Annotated in this window: 9 protein-coding genes; 4 read left to right on the top strand and 5 right to left on the bottom strand. The window is 40.6% G+C overall.

Annotated elements, in window-relative coordinates:
* The first annotated feature begins 42 nt into the window (after positions 1-42).
* The 4 genes from NXV01_RS04430 to NXV01_RS04445 all read left to right on the top strand — a co-directional run bounded on the left by NXV01_RS04430 (position 43) and on the right by NXV01_RS04445 (position 10,245).
* Positions 43-1,323 carry a hypothetical protein gene (locus NXV01_RS04430; RefSeq protein WP_259021794.1) on the top strand — a complete coding sequence of 427 codons (1,281 nt, stop codon included), beginning with the start codon at positions 43-45 and terminating at the stop codon, positions 1,321-1,323.
* 200 nt (positions 1,324-1,523) lie between these two features.
* Positions 1,524-3,335: a glycoside hydrolase family 105 protein gene (locus NXV01_RS04435; protein ID WP_259021795.1), complete on the top strand. Its 1,812-nt coding sequence runs from the start codon at positions 1,524-1,526 to the stop codon at positions 3,333-3,335.
* A gap of 35 nt (positions 3,336-3,370) precedes the next feature.
* Positions 3,371-7,003 (top strand): hypothetical protein, encoded by a 3,633-nt coding sequence (locus tag NXV01_RS04440; protein ID WP_259021796.1) that lies wholly within the window; start codon positions 3,371-3,373, stop codon positions 7,001-7,003.
* Between the two features lie 41 nt (positions 7,004-7,044).
* Positions 7,045-10,245, top strand: coding sequence for a glycoside hydrolase family 2 TIM barrel-domain containing protein (locus NXV01_RS04445; RefSeq protein WP_259021797.1), 3,201 nt, complete (start codon positions 7,045-7,047; stop codon positions 10,243-10,245).
* Between the two features lie 775 nt (positions 10,246-11,020).
* Here NXV01_RS04445 and ltrA read toward each other — a convergent pair.
* The 5 genes from ltrA to NXV01_RS04470 all read right to left on the bottom strand — a co-directional run bounded on the left by ltrA (position 11,021) and on the right by NXV01_RS04470 (position 18,182).
* On the bottom strand, positions 11,021-12,511 hold the full coding sequence (gene ltrA / locus NXV01_RS04450; protein ID WP_258978446.1) for a group II intron reverse transcriptase/maturase: 1,491 nt from the start codon (positions 12,509-12,511) through the stop codon (positions 11,021-11,023).
* A 232-nt stretch (positions 12,512-12,743) separates the two neighbouring features.
* Complete coding sequence (locus NXV01_RS04455; RefSeq protein ID WP_167511788.1) at positions 12,744-12,896, bottom strand: hypothetical protein; 153 nt, start codon at positions 12,894-12,896, stop codon at positions 12,744-12,746.
* A 264-nt stretch (positions 12,897-13,160) separates the two neighbouring features.
* A complete protein-coding gene (locus NXV01_RS04460; protein WP_259021798.1) occupies positions 13,161-14,798 on the bottom strand; it encodes a glycoside hydrolase in 1,638 nt (545 codons plus the stop codon).
* Between the two features lie 4 nt (positions 14,799-14,802).
* Positions 14,803-16,569, bottom strand: coding sequence for a hypothetical protein (locus NXV01_RS04465; protein WP_148367696.1), 1,767 nt, complete (start codon positions 16,567-16,569; stop codon positions 14,803-14,805).
* 2 nt (positions 16,570-16,571) lie between these two features.
* Entirely contained in the window at positions 16,572-18,182 is a 1,611-nt protein-coding gene (locus NXV01_RS04470) for a RagB/SusD family nutrient uptake outer membrane protein (RefSeq protein ID WP_148367697.1), read from the bottom strand.
* Between the last annotated feature and the right edge of the window lie 3 nt (positions 18,183-18,185).

Here is an 18,185-nt window from a genome sequence, read left to right on the forward strand (position 1 = left end):
TCGGAGTCCTGGGACTTAAATCAATTTAAAACACTGGAAAATATGATCTTCGAAACAACGAAGATCGATGTAAATGCTAATACACTTAAACGATTTTTTCAGCAGAAGACAGGCAATCCACAGTTGGCGACAAAAGATGCTTTATGTCGTTTCTTAGGTTATTCGGGGTATACCGACTTTGTAATGAAGAAAACGAAGAAAGAAGAGGCTATCAGTATCCAGACGGAAGACGTTGTTGAAGAAACAAAGGAGCATACAGATGACACAGAAAAAAATGTAAATAGTTCCCAGCTGGATAACGCGTCGAATAAAGTGACAAAAGATCCGGAAGAGGTATCGAATCGTATCTATAAGAAAAATAAATGGTATGTAAATTTTACTGCTATACTATTATTGGCAATAGTCGGATATATGTTGTATACATATAAATTGAAGGATATGTATGTGGAATATCTGATTTCAAAAATAGAATTTACCACTTCACAAGTAAAAGGAATATGCCCGCTTACAGTCACATTCTCCTATCATATACCAGCTTCATTATTTGAAGATATCACTGTTGTATATGAAGAAGCTAATGGGGATGTATCCGAAAGAAAACTAAATGAAAATATAGATAAGATAAATGCCACCTATATATATGAAGGTGAAGCATTCTGTCATCTGAAGTATAAAGATAGAATTATAAAGACCATTCCGGTGGAGTGCCGCAAGACGGGGTGGTCGGTTTTCGTCCGTGAGGAAAGAAAGAAAATATTTCGAGTTTTTCCGATGGAGCAGGCTTACAATGATTCGGGATATGTAAGTTTACCAATAGAAAATGTCCCACAAGAAGCGCATACTAACCACATGTTTGTCAGTTATGTGTTTTATAAAGAAAAGTTGATAGACGGAGATAATTTCATATACGAGGCACGCGTTCGCAATTCAAAACAGGAGAATGCTGTTCCTTGCTCGGATATTATCATGTATATACATTCGGATACAGCTATGCATGGCTTTGCTATGAATGAAAACGGATATGCTTATATAAAATTCATCAGTGGAGAAAATACAATTAAGGGAGATGAGTACAACTTAAGCCGGTTTAATTTTAACTCTTCCGAATGGCATGTCATGACTATTAAAGTAGTGAATAAGAAAACTACCTTCTACGTAGATGGAGAAGAAGTGTTAGGTATGGATTATAATGAACCTTTGGGATATGCCAATGAACTTACGTTAAGATTTAAGGGATGCGGAGCTGTAGATTATGTGAAAGTCTACAATCTTGATGGTAAGGTTGTATATGAAGAAAACTTCGATTCAGATAAAAGAAAATAGTACTCTCTTTTCTTACAACCATCTTATACATAGGTGGTTGTCTTGTTTTGTTCATATTTTGTTCCTGTTTTGTTTTACCTTTTTCTCTCTTTTCTTAGCCTTTTGTTTGCATGGTTGCGGATGATTTGGGATAGATTTGCAATTGTTATCATTGTCCTGTTGGGCGCGTTAACTAAATCTATATAATCTGAAATGATCCGATGAAAAAGAAGAAATGGATATGCTTGTTATTATCTGCATTGTTGGGGGTAGGCACTGCTTTTCCTCAACAGAGCAAAGAATCACCTGTAGAAAAAGTAAAGAAGATTGGTGATAAATTGATTAGAGAAACTCCCTTTGCTTACAAGCTGGGACTTGCTTCTCGTAGTACTTCTTTCAACACGTTAAACTTTGTGGATTTCGGGCGTACCTTCGGTTTGGGACAAGAAGCTGTGGCCTATGCCTATACACAGCTATCGTTTCCCCGAGATACCACCATACGTGTAGAAACAGAGCATAACGATGCCTGTAAAATCTGGTGTAACGGACAACTGGTTTATGAAAATAAAGGGAAGCGGGATATTAAGATAAACCGCGGAGAACGAAGTATGCAGATGACTTCTTCATTCTTGCTTCCGTTGAAAAGTGGTAATAACAATGTGTTGATAAAGTCGGCCACTTTCGGCAAAGAATGGTGTGTGTTCTTACAACCACCAAGTGATAATGATGCCGTTTTATCCATTGTCCGAAGTTATCCTCAAATAGGTTTAACCAATTTGAATAATGTTGATAAACAAGTATCCAACCTTACCAACTGGCTCATTATCGGACCTTTTCGGGGTGGCATTGACGTAGTGCATGAACCGGAACAGGAATTCAAGTTTGGATATATGTATAAAGGACTTCATTGTCCGGTGACTTGGACAATTCCTAAAATAGAGGTACTCGGAGAGATGATAGATCCCGAAGTTTGGGGAACTACTTACCAATGGAATTACCATAATGGAGGTGTTGCCTGGGCCATGCAGCAACTTGGTGAACTGACCGGAGCAGACAAATATACCAAATGGGCAACTGACTTCTGCGACTATCAAATGGAAGGCATGCCATTTGTTGACTATCAAGTCAACAATTTGCGGGCATATAATTCAGCCAATGCGATGGTAATTAATTCCACATTACTTGATTTTACATTAGCTCCCTCACTTCCCATTCTATACCGTTTACGTACAGATAAGGATTTTAAGAATAGAAACATTTATCAGGCATACATTGATAAAATGACAAACTATGCACGTTTCGGGCAAATCAGAAGTGAAGGAATGACCAATTATACCCGTGATACTCCGGAAAAATATACAGTGTGGGTAGATGATATGTTTATGGGTATTCCTTTCTTGATACAAGCTGGATTGTATAGCAATTCACCGGAGTTGCGAAAGATATTCTTCGATGATGCAGCCAATCAGATTATAGATTTTACGAAACATGTATGGAACAAAGACACTCGTCTTTATATGCATGCTAATTATACATCACGCCCCGGCATTAAACTACCTCATTGGTCACGTGCCAATGGATGGGCTATTTGGGCTATGTCTGACGTATTGATGGCATTGCCTAAGAGTCATCCCAAATACAAAGCAATACTCAAGCAATATCAGACTTTTGTCTATTCTCTGATAAAATATCAGAGTCCTGACGGATTCTGGCATAATGTAATCGATCGTAGCGATTCTCTCAAGGAAGTTTCGGGTACGGCCATATTTACAATGGGTATAGCACGCGGTATCAGGTATGGCTGGCTGGATAAGAAAAAATTCATACCAATTGCATTGAAAGGATGGGATGCAGTGGCATCCGAGATCGAAGACGATGGAACGGTACATAAAATCTGTATAGGAACCATGTGTACTGAAGATGTAAACTATTATATGAACCGTCCATTTTTCGATGATGATACACATGGATCGTTTGCCGTCATATTTGCAGGTATAGAAGTCCAGCGAATGATGGATGAATACGCCAAATAACTGATGTAAAAAAATAGATATCCAAATATAATATTATGAAAAAGATACTTGTACTAATGGCTTTGTCTTTCATGCTTGTCTCGACATTGGCAGCACAGATGAAAGACCCCCAAGACTGGGTAGGCTACGAAGAAATAATGGGTGTAAAAAATGGACTAAGATTTTATGATTTCGATGTAAATCTGATAGAATCGTCTGCTCCTGCTAATGTTTTTTGGCCGGAGGATGATATCCGGCTCAAGTTTCAGTTGATTAATAACACATCACAATCAATAGATATAGATGCGAAAGTACATATCTTTCGCTATGGAACGAAAGGAATCCCTAATGATATTTGGTTGCCCCAGATGATTAAGCTTGATTATGAGAAAGTGATTCCTGTTCACCTATCAATCTCGCCGAATGGCTATGTCAATACGTCTGTATCGGTAGACGATATTAAGGATTTTGGAGGATATGCCGTTGTGTTTGATCTTGGAAAGTACGGGCGTCGATTGGGTACAAGTTTTGTCTATAGCATGAAGCCGTCATTAGTGAAAATGCAATATCCCAAACAATCTTTGGATTATTTGGGAGTAGATTTTTTGAATAGAGTAGGTGTTCAGTCCATTCGCTACGGTATTCCTTTCGTATCGACTAATAGTTCGGATTATCAAGGATTCCGACAAGAGTTGAAGAGATTGATGAAAGATTTCATGGATAACAATATCACTGTTATGCTGATGTTTGGTGAGGGACGTATGGCACAGTCCATGCCTTTGGGTACTACCAGGCCGCATTTGGATGAGAATGGAAAATTTCTTCATACGAAGCAGGATTTGGTATGGCTTCCCGAATTGGATGAAGACTTTAAGAAATTCGTAAAAGAATTATGTCTTGATTTTGGCTGGCCCAAAGGACCGGTAACGGCTGTCTGTTTGTGGAACGAACCGTGGGAAGGAACTTCCATATCCGGTTGGCAGGCTGATATGATAAGATATAAAGAGATATATACGAAAATGGCTGAAGCGGTGCTTGAAGCCCGGAAGAAAAACATAGATGTTCTTGTGGGAGGAGGCGACTCTAATTCGAATGCGTTGGATAAGTTTTTTGCTGATGGAACAATGGATATGTTGCCAATCTTTGATTTTCTCTCCATTCACTATCAAGGTATGGAGGCACCGGTATTATATCCCGAGTGGAATAAGCGTAAGGATAACAAGGGGCGTGTGAAAATATGGGATACCGAAAGTTGGGTAGGAAATACCGACGACCGTGTGGGGCTTGTTATTGCAGCCAACCGTTCCGCCGGATATGACAGATCGATGGGTATATTTGGAGGTTATATGTATTCCGGGGATCCGAACCGGTCAGTGCGTAGTATGGAGGTTCGTACCGAAAAAGGAAAGGAGACAATGCCTAAACTCCACAATACATGGTCTGCGGCAGCTGCTGTGGGAGCAGCACAAAGTATGATCGGAGAAAGAGAGTTTGACAGGCTTCTTTTTAAAAATGGGTTGCCTTGGGTAATGATCTTTGATGGGTATGAAAATAAGAAAGACGACGGAACAATTGTGATTACCGGAGATTTGGGTGAAGCATTCGGTGCAGAGAATATCCTTTTCAGAAATGTGCGTAGCCTAAGCGAAGCGAGAAAAAAAATCGACTTGCATCATAAATTGAAAACATTACCTGCAAATAGTGCTGAACGTAAAAAGATAGAAAATGAACTGAATACCTACTATCCCATCACTGACGGGAAAATGATATTGAAAGCCAATCCCTCCTTCCTGCTTTATGATTTCTATGGAAATGTCATTGCTCCTAAAAATGGAATCTACGAAATCCCTCTTAATTATCAGGGATATTATATGCGTGTAAATGGTGAGAAGGGAGCTTTTGACAAACTTGTTTCTGCCATTAGTAAGGCAGACATCGTGGGGTATGAACCTGTAGAAATAATTGCGAAAGACTTTACAGCTCCCATTGCCAGCAAACCGGAAATGGAACTTCAACTGACCAATATCCTCAATCGTCCGGTGAAAGGTGTATTGTCTGTTTCTATTGGTAATCTGGATATATCTTATCCGCAGAATGTATCGTTTAAGCCTAATGAGACAAAAATAATCAGAGTGAAAGTGGCAAATGGGACTGCCAGTGTAGATAATAACTATCCGCTTGAAGTTCATTTCGATGCCGGAAAAGATGGATTCGCCGTACATTGGGAAAATATGCATGTCAATTACATTGCAAAGAAAACAATGAAGATAGATGGTAATCTGAATGACTGGCAAAATATGATCTCACAAACGATAGAAGGTTCTTCCAAGGCCAGCATTTCTTTGACGGAAGCTGCATGGTATCCATATCAAAAGTTTGATAGTAATGCGGAAGGATTGGCACATACCTACCTGGCTTACGATGATGACTATTTCTATTTTGCAGCAAAAGTTGCGGACAAAACTCCTAATAAGGGAACATTGAGATTTGAGACTCGCAATGATGATGATTATTTCTATCCTGACACAGCTTATATGCAGACCATATATGCCATGCATTCTACCATAGTGACACAGCCTGCGGCAGAATCCGATCCAAAAGCATTGCAATTGCCTTCGGCAAAAGGGCGCATGATGAATTATATGGAAAATACATCTACTACTCTGTCGATGGGTATGGATATTCATTTGCCAAAAGATAAATATGTCCGCACTTCTCTTTATTTCCCAAGTATAAATCAGAATGGGCTATCTGTTACTGTTTATGACAAAGAAAGTGGCAAAGAATTACTTTCTACCAAGATAGACAAGCTATGGAATGGTACTTATCTGACATTGGATTTATGTGGTAATGTGCGCATACGTTGTTCATCTTATGGTTGGTGGTACACAACGAAATTATCAGGTATCTTTTTTGATTCATCAGACAATGTTGTTAACTCGGGTAATACCGGTGCTTCAGCAAAACTTGTAAACCGTGATTTTGATACTGTCGGAAACTGGATTGGTAAATACGGGCAATTAGGATATTATCTGATTGGTGCAGATTCTTCTTTGCCTCAAGATGTTACTTGCAATGTTGTTTCTCAAGATGATTTGGTTCCTTTGGTATGGCCGGAACAGGTACGTCGTTTCACTTACCGTAAACGCCCGACATTACCGGATGGCACCAATGGGATAGCAACGGATAATATACTTATTGCTTTTAATGTAATTCCAATCGGCGAAGATGGTATGGAAGCTGAAACGAAAGGCACCATGCCGCGTTACATCGGTTATAAATGCACAGATTATGAATACGCCTTGAATACTGTTGCTCCCGAATATGGCGGTGGTTTTGAAATATGGAGAATGCTTGTTCCGGGCATGCCGCGAAAACACTTCTATCCTCGCCAACCCAAATCTCCATTTGACGGGGCTGTAAAAGATGGAAAATTGATTACCACACGTGAAGGTAATACATTGTATTATGAATGTGCCATTCCATGGTCCGAAATACCCGATGTGAAAAAAGCCATTGATAAAGGCGATAAAATTAAATTCTCTGCCCGAATCAATGATGATGGCGCCGGGGCTGCTTGTATGGAAATAGCACGCGGACGAAGTGTTTCGAAGAAAAACTCCAGAGCATTCCATCCGGACTGGAAAGAGCATTGGGCAAACGAGGTTGAGTTTGGAGTAGAGAAATAAAGGATATCGGAATGATAATTATTGAAAGTGATAGAATGAAAATGAAAAAACAACTAATAATCATATTTCTATTATGTCTGGCTGCTAAAGGGATTTCACAAATACCTTTTGATGGCAGTGATAGCTATGCTACGCCACCCATAGGATTCGGGCAAAGTGAATTTGAAAACCCTTTAATCAACAGTATTAACAGGGAACCATACGGTGCAACATCTATTTCATTTCCTACTGAAACAGAAGCGTTGCAAGTAAAACGCTCTTCGTCCTCCCGGTATCAGTCATTGAATGGAACATGGAAATTCAAGTTTATTACAGATTGGGACAATCTTCCGTCTGATTTTATGAAAGTAGAGACAAATGATGATTCCTGGGACAATATACCTGTTCCGTCTACCTGGGAAATGAAAGGATATGGCGATCAGGTTTATTGTGGACAAGGTTATGAATTTCGTCCTGTCAATCCTCCGTTTGTGCCACGTAAAGATAATCATATAGCATTGTACCGGAAGACGTTTGAAGTACCTGCATCATGGGAGGGACAGAATGTATTGATTCATTTTGCCGGAGTCAGAGGGGCTTTCTATTTATATGTCAATGGGAAAAAAGTCGGTTATAATGAAGATGGCGGCACTCTGCCTGCAGTATTCGACATGACTCCTTTTCTGAAAAGAGGAAAGAATCAATTGGCAGTTCAGGTGTTGAGATGGAGTGATGGTTCCTATCTTGAAGATCAGGATCATTGGCGCTTTCACGGCATCACCCGGGATGTTTATATTGAATCACGCCCTGATGTTTTCATACAGGATTTTGCTGTAATTACAGACTTGGACAAGGATTATAAAGACGCAAAACTGCGTATACGCCCTGTCATATCCAGCAAGAAAACAGTAGATGTTTCGGACTGGGTGCTTGAAGCCAGATTATATACTAAAGAAGGTAATCCTGCTCTTGGAGTAGATATGTCAATGCCGGTCAAGACGATTACGACCGAAAAGTATCAACAGAATTTTTCATTGGCAAAATATCTGGAAACAAATGTAAAGGCTCCTTTATTATGGTCATCCGAAACGCCTAACTTATATATCATAGTCTTGACATTAAAGGATAATAAAGGCAACGTAGTAGAATCAAGAAGTTCCCGTATCGGTTTTCGCAAAGTTGAATTCAAGAACAACCATGAACTGTGCGTGAATGGAAAACGTGAATACATCTATGGAGTAAACAGGCACGATCATGACGCCTGGGAAGGAAAAACCATTCCTTATGAAAGAATGGTACAGGATGTGACTTTAATGAAACAGTTCGGTTTTAACTCTGTAAGAACCTCCCACTATCCTGCAGATCCGGCATTCTATGATTTATGCGATGAATATGGCATTTATGTGATGGATGAAGCTAATGTGGAAACGTGTGGCGCAGATGCTGAACTTTCAAATAATGAGTTATGGCTTTTTGCTCAAATGGAACGTGTTGCCGGAATGGTAAAAAGAGATAAGAACCATCCGTCTATTATTTTCTGGTCGTTGGGGAACGAATCGGGTGTTGGAGCAAACAATGCCGCACGAGCCTCGTGGGTCAAAGATTACGATCCTACCCGCCTTGTACATTTCGAGGCCTATATGCATAATGGAGGTTCAAGGCAATATGGTTATGGCATCGATTTTATGAAGACCAACCGTCCGGCGGTGAATCCTCCGGAACCTCCGGCTGTAGATGTTGTCAGTACCATGTATCCGTCTGTAGAAGGGATTATAAAGCTTGCTACTCAAGAAGGTGAAACACGTCCGGTATTGATGTGCGAATATGCTCACGCTAAGGGTAATGCATTGGGTAATCATCAGGAATATTGGAATGCAGTGAAAAAATATCCACGCCTGATAGGTGGCTATATCTGGGATTGGGTGGATCAAAGTGTAATTAGAAAAGACGATGTAACAGGCAAAGAATATTTCTCTTCCCTCAACGGCACTAATGGGCTTGTTTTTGCAGACCGGAAAATAAAGCCGGCTATTAATGAATGTAAGAAGATCTATCAGCATATTCGTTTTGATTATACTAACGGAGAACTGACTATCAAAAATGAATATAATTATCTGCCGCTTTCCGCATTTAATTTTTCATGGAAATTAATGCTAAACGGTGAATTGATAAAAAATGGCGAATTGACCGATATTGAGGCTTTTCCGGGCACTTCTGCCAGAGTGAAAATAGATACCGGATATCCTGATTCCGGACAGAAAGGGGAAGTCATACTCGAAATCAGTGCTTATTTAAAGAAGGGTACTATTTGGGCACCTAAGGGATTTGAAATCGCATGGGAGCAATTCACCTTGCAAGAAGGAAAGGTAAATCCTACGGTGGAAGGAAACACAGGAAATGGCGGAAAGCTGACTGTACAGAAGAAAGCGAATGAAATAGGTATTTATAATGATCGTATAAATATTGTGTTCAACAAGAAAACGGGGCTCATTCAAAGTTGGATCGTAGGTAGTAAGGAATTTTTGGAGAGAGGTCCTCGAATCAGTCTGTGGCGGGCTCCGACCCATAATGATGGCGGTTACCGTCCTAAAACAGAGAATGAAATTTCTCGTCAATGGGTAGAAGCCGGACTAGATAGTTTGCAACATAAATTGAAATCGTTTAAGCTGACTGAAGAAAAGAATGGTACAGTCAGTGTGGCAACAACATTTATTGCACAAAAAACGGGAAATAAGTCGTATGTGGAATATATCACTAAATATATTGTTGATTCTTCCGGAAAAGTACAGATAGATACTGATCTGAAGCCATTTGGCAATATAATCAGCTTCCCCCGTATAGGCTATACTATGACTGTAAAGTCTGGCAATGATACTTTTTCATGGTATGGCTACGGACCGTATGACACATATAACGACAGACATTCGGGAGCTCGTTTGGGTAAATTCTCAGGAACTGTAGATGAACAGTTTACGCATCATGCGTATCCTCAAGAGAATGGAAACAAATATCATTGTTCATGGGTTTCATTGACCGACAATGAGGGAATTGGACTTATTGTTGAAGGTATGCCATTTATTGAATCCAGCGTAATGCATTACTCCCTTGAAAACCTGTCTGAAGCTATAGATGAGAGCCAATTAAAGCGTACTGACAACGTCACGTGGAATATCGATTATAAAACATATCCGATTGGTAATAGGAGTTGCGGACCTCCCCCCACTCGAACAATATGTACTTTTTGCAGAACCTGTGTCTTTTAGCTTTTGTATTTATCCGGTTCTTAATCAAAAGGCTGTCCAATAAGCTTTTAAATTTATAAAAGGGTCGTCCGAAAAGTCTTGATCTAATGAATCACCTTTGCTACAGCATATCGTAGCAAAGGTGATTTCTTTTTTCAGGAACTTTCAATCCTCTCGTCAGAATAAGGTGTAGCATTGGTCATTTAGAATTCAGTGATGAAAATGGCCAACTGTACACGGTCCTGAAAGTGTATTTGTATAATAAATTGAATAGTGTGTATGTATCATAAATTTATCGTTTATATATATAGTACACGGTTGTTTGTTTCTTACGATATTTATTTTATTGAAATATCTTTATTGTTTATGCATAAACAGCTTTATCGTTTCTAATAGATTTTTGAAGAGTTTATTAGAAACGTTGTTTGAGTTTATTAAAAACTATATGGAAGATTTTATCGGCATTTATATTGAATTTATGTAACAAGAAAGGCTGCAGAATTCATAGAATTTCGCAGCCTTAGCTATTGACAGGATTTCTGTCCACTGTATTTTTATATAATTACTTAGTTTATTTGTTTCAATTTATTTGTTTTTAAATCCATACTTTATTCGTCTTTTTTGATTGATGATCTATATTGTTATGTAGGTCGGCGGCATTGCTGCCGCTTTCCCCATTAAGAACTGTACGTGCGACTTTCACCGCATACAGCTCCGATAATTCTAAATTTAATTCTCATAAAATTAAATCGGCTCATAATCATCTTGCGATGACTTGTTTCCGATAAAGTTTTCTTCACGCACGTTGACGGGCACTTTTGAGTTTCCGCCTTTCGAAGTATTCGTCCCATGATGGGTCGAACGGATTGGCCTCGCATCTTATCTTTGTGTGTCGCTTGATTGGAATTTCTGTCAGTTGCTGTAATGTGAACTTATCCTTTATTTCTCCACATACATATTCAAAACCGAAAATCCAATTTCTGCCACCTTTTCGGATAAAATACTTCTTCCTTATCCATTTCCTTGACTTGTCGGTATGTCTGCGATATGACCATCTTTTAAGTTGATTTATTAAGATATGGTCACATCGGCAGAACACCTCCTTTGATACCACATGGCTGTAGTAGTTACCCCATCCCTTTATTATAGGATTGAGTTTCTCTATCAGCTCCTGCTGGGATGATGCCTTACCTTTGGTCAGCACAACCTCATGCAGCTTGTCAGTGAAACGTTTCTGACTTTTCTTTGACGGCTTTATTAACAATGTGCCGTTGTACTTCCGGACATTGAAACCTAAAAAGTCAAATCCGTCACTGATATGTGTTATCAGTGTCTTCTCATCGGATAGGGTAAGTCCTCTTTCCTTTAGAAAAACTGTCAACATTTCCTTTATTTCAAGTAACGTTTTCCTTTTGTCAGCAGTGACAATGAAGTCATCCGCATATCTTACGAGATTGACTTTGGGGCAGTAAAGTTTTCCATTGACATAACTTGCCTTGTACTTCTCTTTGAGCATCCTTTCCATGCCGTCAAGAGTTGCATTTGCAAGTGTCGGTGAAATAATGCCGCCCTGTGGTGTCCCTTCAATAGTCGGTTGAAGCAGTCTGTTGAATACAACTCCACTTTTCAGCCATTTTCTTAATATCTGCCTGTCGATTCGTACGTTATCGAGAAGCCATTCATGGCTGATATGGTCGAAGCAGCCTTTTATGTCTCCCTCCAATATCCATTCGGGAGAGCAATCCCTGCTTAGCCATCTGTGAAGCGCATCTATCGCATCTGCCGTACTTCTGAACTTTCTGAATCCGTAAGAGTTTGCATCCGCTTCACTTTCCGTTATGGGTTCCAATGCCATAAGATACAGTGCCTGCATGGCTCTGTCTTTCATGGTCGGTATTCCCAACGGTCTTGTCTTGCCGTTTGCCTTAGGTATGTTAACTCTTTTCAATGGGAGGGCTTTATATCCTCTCCGTGTCAAAGAACGTATAGCTTCTATTTTATTGGCATCGGTATCCCACTTTATGTGGTCAACCCCTGCCGTGCGTTTACCTTTATTGGAGGTCACTTTCCTTACTGCCAATGCCTTGGCTTCGAACGAAGTGACAAGCAGGTGCTGCAAGGCTTTAACCTTGTTGTACCTCTTTTCTTTATGAGCCTTTGCTATTCGGACTTGCAGCTTTCTGACCTTTCGTTCACATTTGGAGAAGTCAATGCTTTTCCATGTTGTGTTACGCTCGGCTGAAGATGCACACTCGGCTTTCGCCTTGCTCCTTTGCTGTTTCTTCATTTCGTTAAAGTTCTACAATCGTTTCACAAAGAATTACCCTGCGGAAGTCTGCCTGCTTTCGCATGAGGTGACGTTTAAACCTCTATCTTCCGCATTACACGGAAGCGTTCGCTTTCTCCGCAATCCTTTACCCGCACATCATTCGGCTTCTCTTGCGATTGGCTTACCTGTCCGATAAAGGACAGGAGAGATACGGGCTTACCAAGTTCCGTACAAGTAACTTACGACCGACTTAAAGTCCGCCCATCCACCGGCAGTGCTGCATCCGTGTAGTCCTGAAAAAGAGAGAACTATCCTGACTGCCCGCCATTTTGGCTATAGCTTGTAAATATCCGTAAGCTATTCTTTTGTTACGATGGTGCAGCGGTTCACATACGTTACTCATATCGGTCAGCCTAACAGCCTATACATTGGATATTTCTGCATAGAACCATATTGTCAAGAGGGCTTCGCACCAAACAATTACTCGTAAAGCACGCCTCTTTAGGCTACTGTTGACGGAACAACAGGTTCAGACATTATGCTGAACAATTACTTGTACGACTTCTTGTCGCACCTTGTTCTACAAATATACAACATAAAAAGAGCGTTTCCAAATTTTTGCGATATACAGAATTAAAAGTATTCTTAGTGGTTTGTATTGAACACCTTACTTCTGAAATATTTCAGGGTATTTCCTGATAAAATAAACAGGCGTACAGCTCCAAGCGTGGCAATAGCTGTTGATAGGATAAAAATCGTATGGAGAAATAAAGTCGTTTGTAGGATCGTATGCCTCCCAAAATGTATCGGCTCCTTTGGCAATCATTCCTCCCCAGTAATTGACTAAAGCCTCTTTTGCTTCGAGGTTCATTCCACAATCTATCAGCGACTGAATATAATAATGATACATATAAGGAGTGCCGGGATAACAAACATCCTGTGTTGTAGTCAATGCTGATAAAGCTTTTTTGCCTTCAGCTTTACTGGCAACTCCGCTTAAGATCATCCATATTTGTGAAGCATAGGAAATCTGCTTGTCGCCTGTTCCGACGAAAAAGCCGGTTTTCCGGTTGTATAAGTTTTTGCGGGCAGCCTTTATCATTTTATCAGTTAATTGAGGCAAGTCGGCAACTTCTTTTTCTTTTCCGAGCAGTTGAGCCAGCTTGTAGGATTCCTTTAGTGCGAATATGGATACTCCTTGTAAGGGAACCTCTTTATACAAATCCTCTTTCCAATCGAAAAATACCCACCAGTCTTTCTTTACTTTCTCAAAATCCATCAATCCGTCCGTCTTGACATTGGTACGGACAATATCCAGCTGCTTTTTAGCCACAGGCCACAAGTCTTTGACAGTTTCCATATCGCCTGTTGCTTCCAGGTAGTCTTTCAATGTTACATTATATAATAGCGCATATTCATAAAGAAACTGTTTGTCCTGGGCTCTTGGCACAGGATTTTCAATTACAGTAGCCAACAGATATCCGTTCAGATCGCTCAATCCGGCCAATAAATACAAACACCGTTTTGTAAGGTCGTGCTGCTTGTAAGAATAATTGTTGCCAAGAGCTTCCAGATATAAATCACCGATCCAAAGACGCTGATCTCTCTTCGGACCATCCTCGTAAACGGTTTGCATACATTCTTTCAGTGTATTGAGTCCGACACGATCTATTTTCCTTATCATGGGATCAACTGTCTGCGGAAGCTCTTCAGGTATGTTTCTGGCAGAAGTTTGAGCCATACATTTTATATCATGTATGTTGAAATCATAATAAGGGGAACTGCCCAGCAACTCTATTTTCACATAGCGGAAAGCCAGCCTGCGTGAAAGATTGACTGTTTGCGGCACATACATTACAGAAACAACTTCGTCCTGCAGCCATGCCCTGCTTAAGCCTTCTTTATAAGAATCAAAAGGGACAGCCACTTCCGAAGGAACTTCCCCGAAGGTCAATTTCAACCTTAACGGACCGTCGGCTGCAAGCCCGGTACTCCTTACAGAGAAACTGAAATATCCGGTCAGATGCTCTCCGAAGTCAATCGTAATTTCTTTTTTCAGTCTGAAAGGCATAGAGTACAAGGAGTCGATAGGACTGACATCTACTGCTTTGTATTTCTGAAACGATTGTGCGTCGGGTACAATATCCACTACTTTCAGTGGCTTTTTCTCTGTGATTATAAGTTTCGGTTTATATTGCTCTGCTTTTTGTAGCCACTGCTTACGGTTGTTCCCATAATAGTCTTGTGCAAAACAAGCGATTGTGATGAATACCAGTGTCAAGCTGAATAAGATAGATTTCGTCATATTATTAATCCTCTTTACTATCTGTCACGTTCCAATTTCTGAAGTCATACACGCGTGATTCTTTTCCATGCGAAACATTCAGGAAACGTCCGTTCACCGCTTGTTCCATCCATGGGTTTGAATACAAAGGCCAATTTTCATAATCCACCTTTTCTCCGTTGACGAAACGTCCGTAGTTGTAGATAATTTTTAGTGTATCACCGCTAAGTGAGTGATAAATGGTCTGTCGGTATTCCGGATTGGTAACGATGTATTCCAGTTTCGTTGTTTTCAGTATATCTTCTGCAAACAGGTCCAAAGCTGTTTGCGTTCCTGTAGGCTGATATTTATCCGGCAAACAGGTTTCTATGACTGCGGCAGTGCCACGTTGGTCACAGCGTAACATCTTATGTTTTACCCCGCGGAACATCCGGTCTTCGTCCCATGTGTATGGATGACAGAATTTTACGGCAAACAGAACACTTCCTCCGTCAAAGAATATCCAGCCGGATTTGTCCTCTTTCATTTGTTTTATTGCATCAATAGGCACTACTCCTGTCACATACGGATGGGGTTCTTCCGATTCTATTTTATACATGGCCAGCAACGTGCCGTTATGTTGTAATACTTGTTCGCGACAAGTAGCTCCGAAAAGGCTTTCGGCTGATCTACCATAATGACTGATATGAGTCAGGAAGAAAGTACTTGCGGGTGCATCCGATTCCCATACTAGTTTCCACCGGCGCATCTGCGCGCTCCATCCCAGACTGATTCCATCCCATTGACTGGCTAATCCATACGTTTTGTTGATATATGTATATTTCTTGAATCCCCATGGATAGTTGAGTTGTGCAAATGGAGTCATATCATGCGATTCTTTATGTACGTATGCATTTTTTCTATCCGATGCTATATGCTGTATAATCTCTGGTACACGATAGGAAGAAACGGCCGCCAGTACAGAGTAAAAGCCTTCATTGTTCACAATCAACTCTCCGTTTTCATACTTTTGCTCTAATACCGGATTGGGACCGCCACCAAAAAACAACCAGCCTAAAAGTGGATAAGGACTCATCATATGAGGAGAACAAGCAAAATAATATTCCCGTAGAGAGGAAGATATGAAATAACCATTCAACCATTCGGGTGCCATGTTGAGTAAATGCCATTCAAGAGTCATTTGTACCTGTTTCTTAAATTCAGCATCCTTGCTGTGGTCATACAAAGAAAGAAGGCAAGTGATATAGAATGTGCCGTACGTAGGAGAATCAAACTCTTTGATACCATAACGTACCGTCTTATCCATTACATCCATAAGTACTGAACGGCAATGTGCCATTACCGTGTCGGCTTTCCCCCAGTCGGGGAAAGCCAGTGCGGTAAGATATCCAGCTGTTTTAAACATCAGTCTATGATTTTCGGTACTTCCATCTGCCAAATAATCCTCGCTTGTCATACGTTTCCGTACCTTCTCTTTCAGCTCTTTCGGGTATACAGACTGAAAGCGTAGATACGCGTCGATATTCTGATGACAATCGAACATGTCGAAGGGTGCATCTTCCTGCATCCGGTTCAGCATATCCAGAGCATACTTGACATCTTTCTTTGTTTCCAGGCGAGCTAAAACAAATCCCATTGCTGTCTTGATGTCGTTATCTCCCCAATATTGGTCGTTTGGACGGGCTTTGGAGTAATAATCAAGGAGATATTTTTTCCGCTCGTCAAAAGAAGACGCAGAGGTGAGAGAGAGAAACAGAAAAGCAAATGCCAGTAAAATCAACAGCTTTTTCATACTTAATATCCTTTACTTTGTTTCATTAATGGATTCGTTCTCAATTCACTTTCAGGTATCGGAAGATAATAGTCTTGTGGATCGTAATGTACAGTTCCTGCCTTTGTTGAAGGATATTTGGCCAATTCCTGTTCCAATATTCCCCAACGGCAAATATCATACCAACGGATATTTTCAAAGAATAGCTCTTTGTAACGTTCTTCCTGAAGGATTTCCATGGTGACAGTCGAAAAATCTTCTCCTTTTGTACCGGGTACGTCGTAGTTACTTTCTCCCCATGCCCGGCGACGGACTTTGTTCACATATTCGGTGGCCACATCTACAGAGTTCAGTTTGAGCATTACTTCGGCATACATCAGATAAATATCCGCCAAGCGGATGATATCTACATTCTTGGTTGAGAATACAGGTGAAGACACGTTATAGAAGTCGGTATACTTACGTGCGTAATATCTGTAATCGGGCACATCCGTATCCGCCTTTATAAATGTAATGCCGGTAGTGGCTGTACTCCAAGCCTGCCATGTATAATCGTATAATGTAGCTTCATACAGACGTGGATCGTCTCCGAATCGTGCAGCAGTACGTTGATCGACGAAAAAGTTGTTCCAGGCACCCGGAGCTCCTCCGAAGATACGAACCAGGTGATGTTGGGGGGCATCATCATAGGCACTTCCTGACGAGAGGTAATATTGCAGGGAGAAGATACATTCGGGATTGTTGTCCGTATGCTGAATGTAATCTGTAAAGTTGACCGGTTTGTCCAATTTGAAGCGGCTGTCGCCTATCACTTTCTCAAATTCTGTCTTGGCATTGGCATAGTCGCTCATATACAGATACACTTTCCCGAGTAATGCATGTACAGCCGGTTTTTGGGCCCATCCCTGGTCTTTTGTATAATCAGTGTCTGTATAGCCGGGACCGGGTACTGCAGTATTGACCGGGATCTGGTTGTCTCCAATGCAGGTTTCGGCTTTTTTCAGATCCTTGATTATCAATTGATAACATTCTTCAATAGTTGATCTGGCTGTAATTGCATTACTAGCGTCTGCAATACCTTCCATCAGAATGATTCCTTTCGCATCCTTGTTGTTTGGATACATTCCCCCGAAAGAAGGTCCTTGTTCTCCGAACAGGCGTAATAGATCGAAATGTATGAATGCTCTTAAAAATAAACTTTCACCCTGGAAGTTCATTACCATTGTTTTTTTCTCTTCATCCAGCGCTTCCAAGTCTACATGGTCGATCAAGTCTAGCATGAGATTGGCAGAAGCCAAGGCTTTATAGTATTTTATGTAGGCCTCTTCTACATTCTTGTTGCTGGAAGTGAGCCCATTGATGGCCCATTGATTACGTTGTTCTTCGCCCAGCCAATCAATATCCATTTCGTGCGACATGGTTGACATATATTCCGTCTGTCTTCCATAAAGCATGATAGAACCTAGAGACCTGTAAGCGCTTCCCAAAAATTCGCCTAACTTTGCGGGGTTTTTTTGTATGATTTCTCCAATATTATCGTCTGATACAGACGTTGTTAGAGGATGATCCAGAAAATCACTGCATGCTGATGTCAGAAGCAGACATCCTGCTATGAACATATATTTAATTTTCATATT

It is taken from the genome of Bacteroides sp. BFG-606, assembly GCF_024788145.1.
GTDB classification, from domain to species: domain Bacteria; phylum Bacteroidota; class Bacteroidia; order Bacteroidales; family Bacteroidaceae; genus Bacteroides; species Bacteroides vicugnae.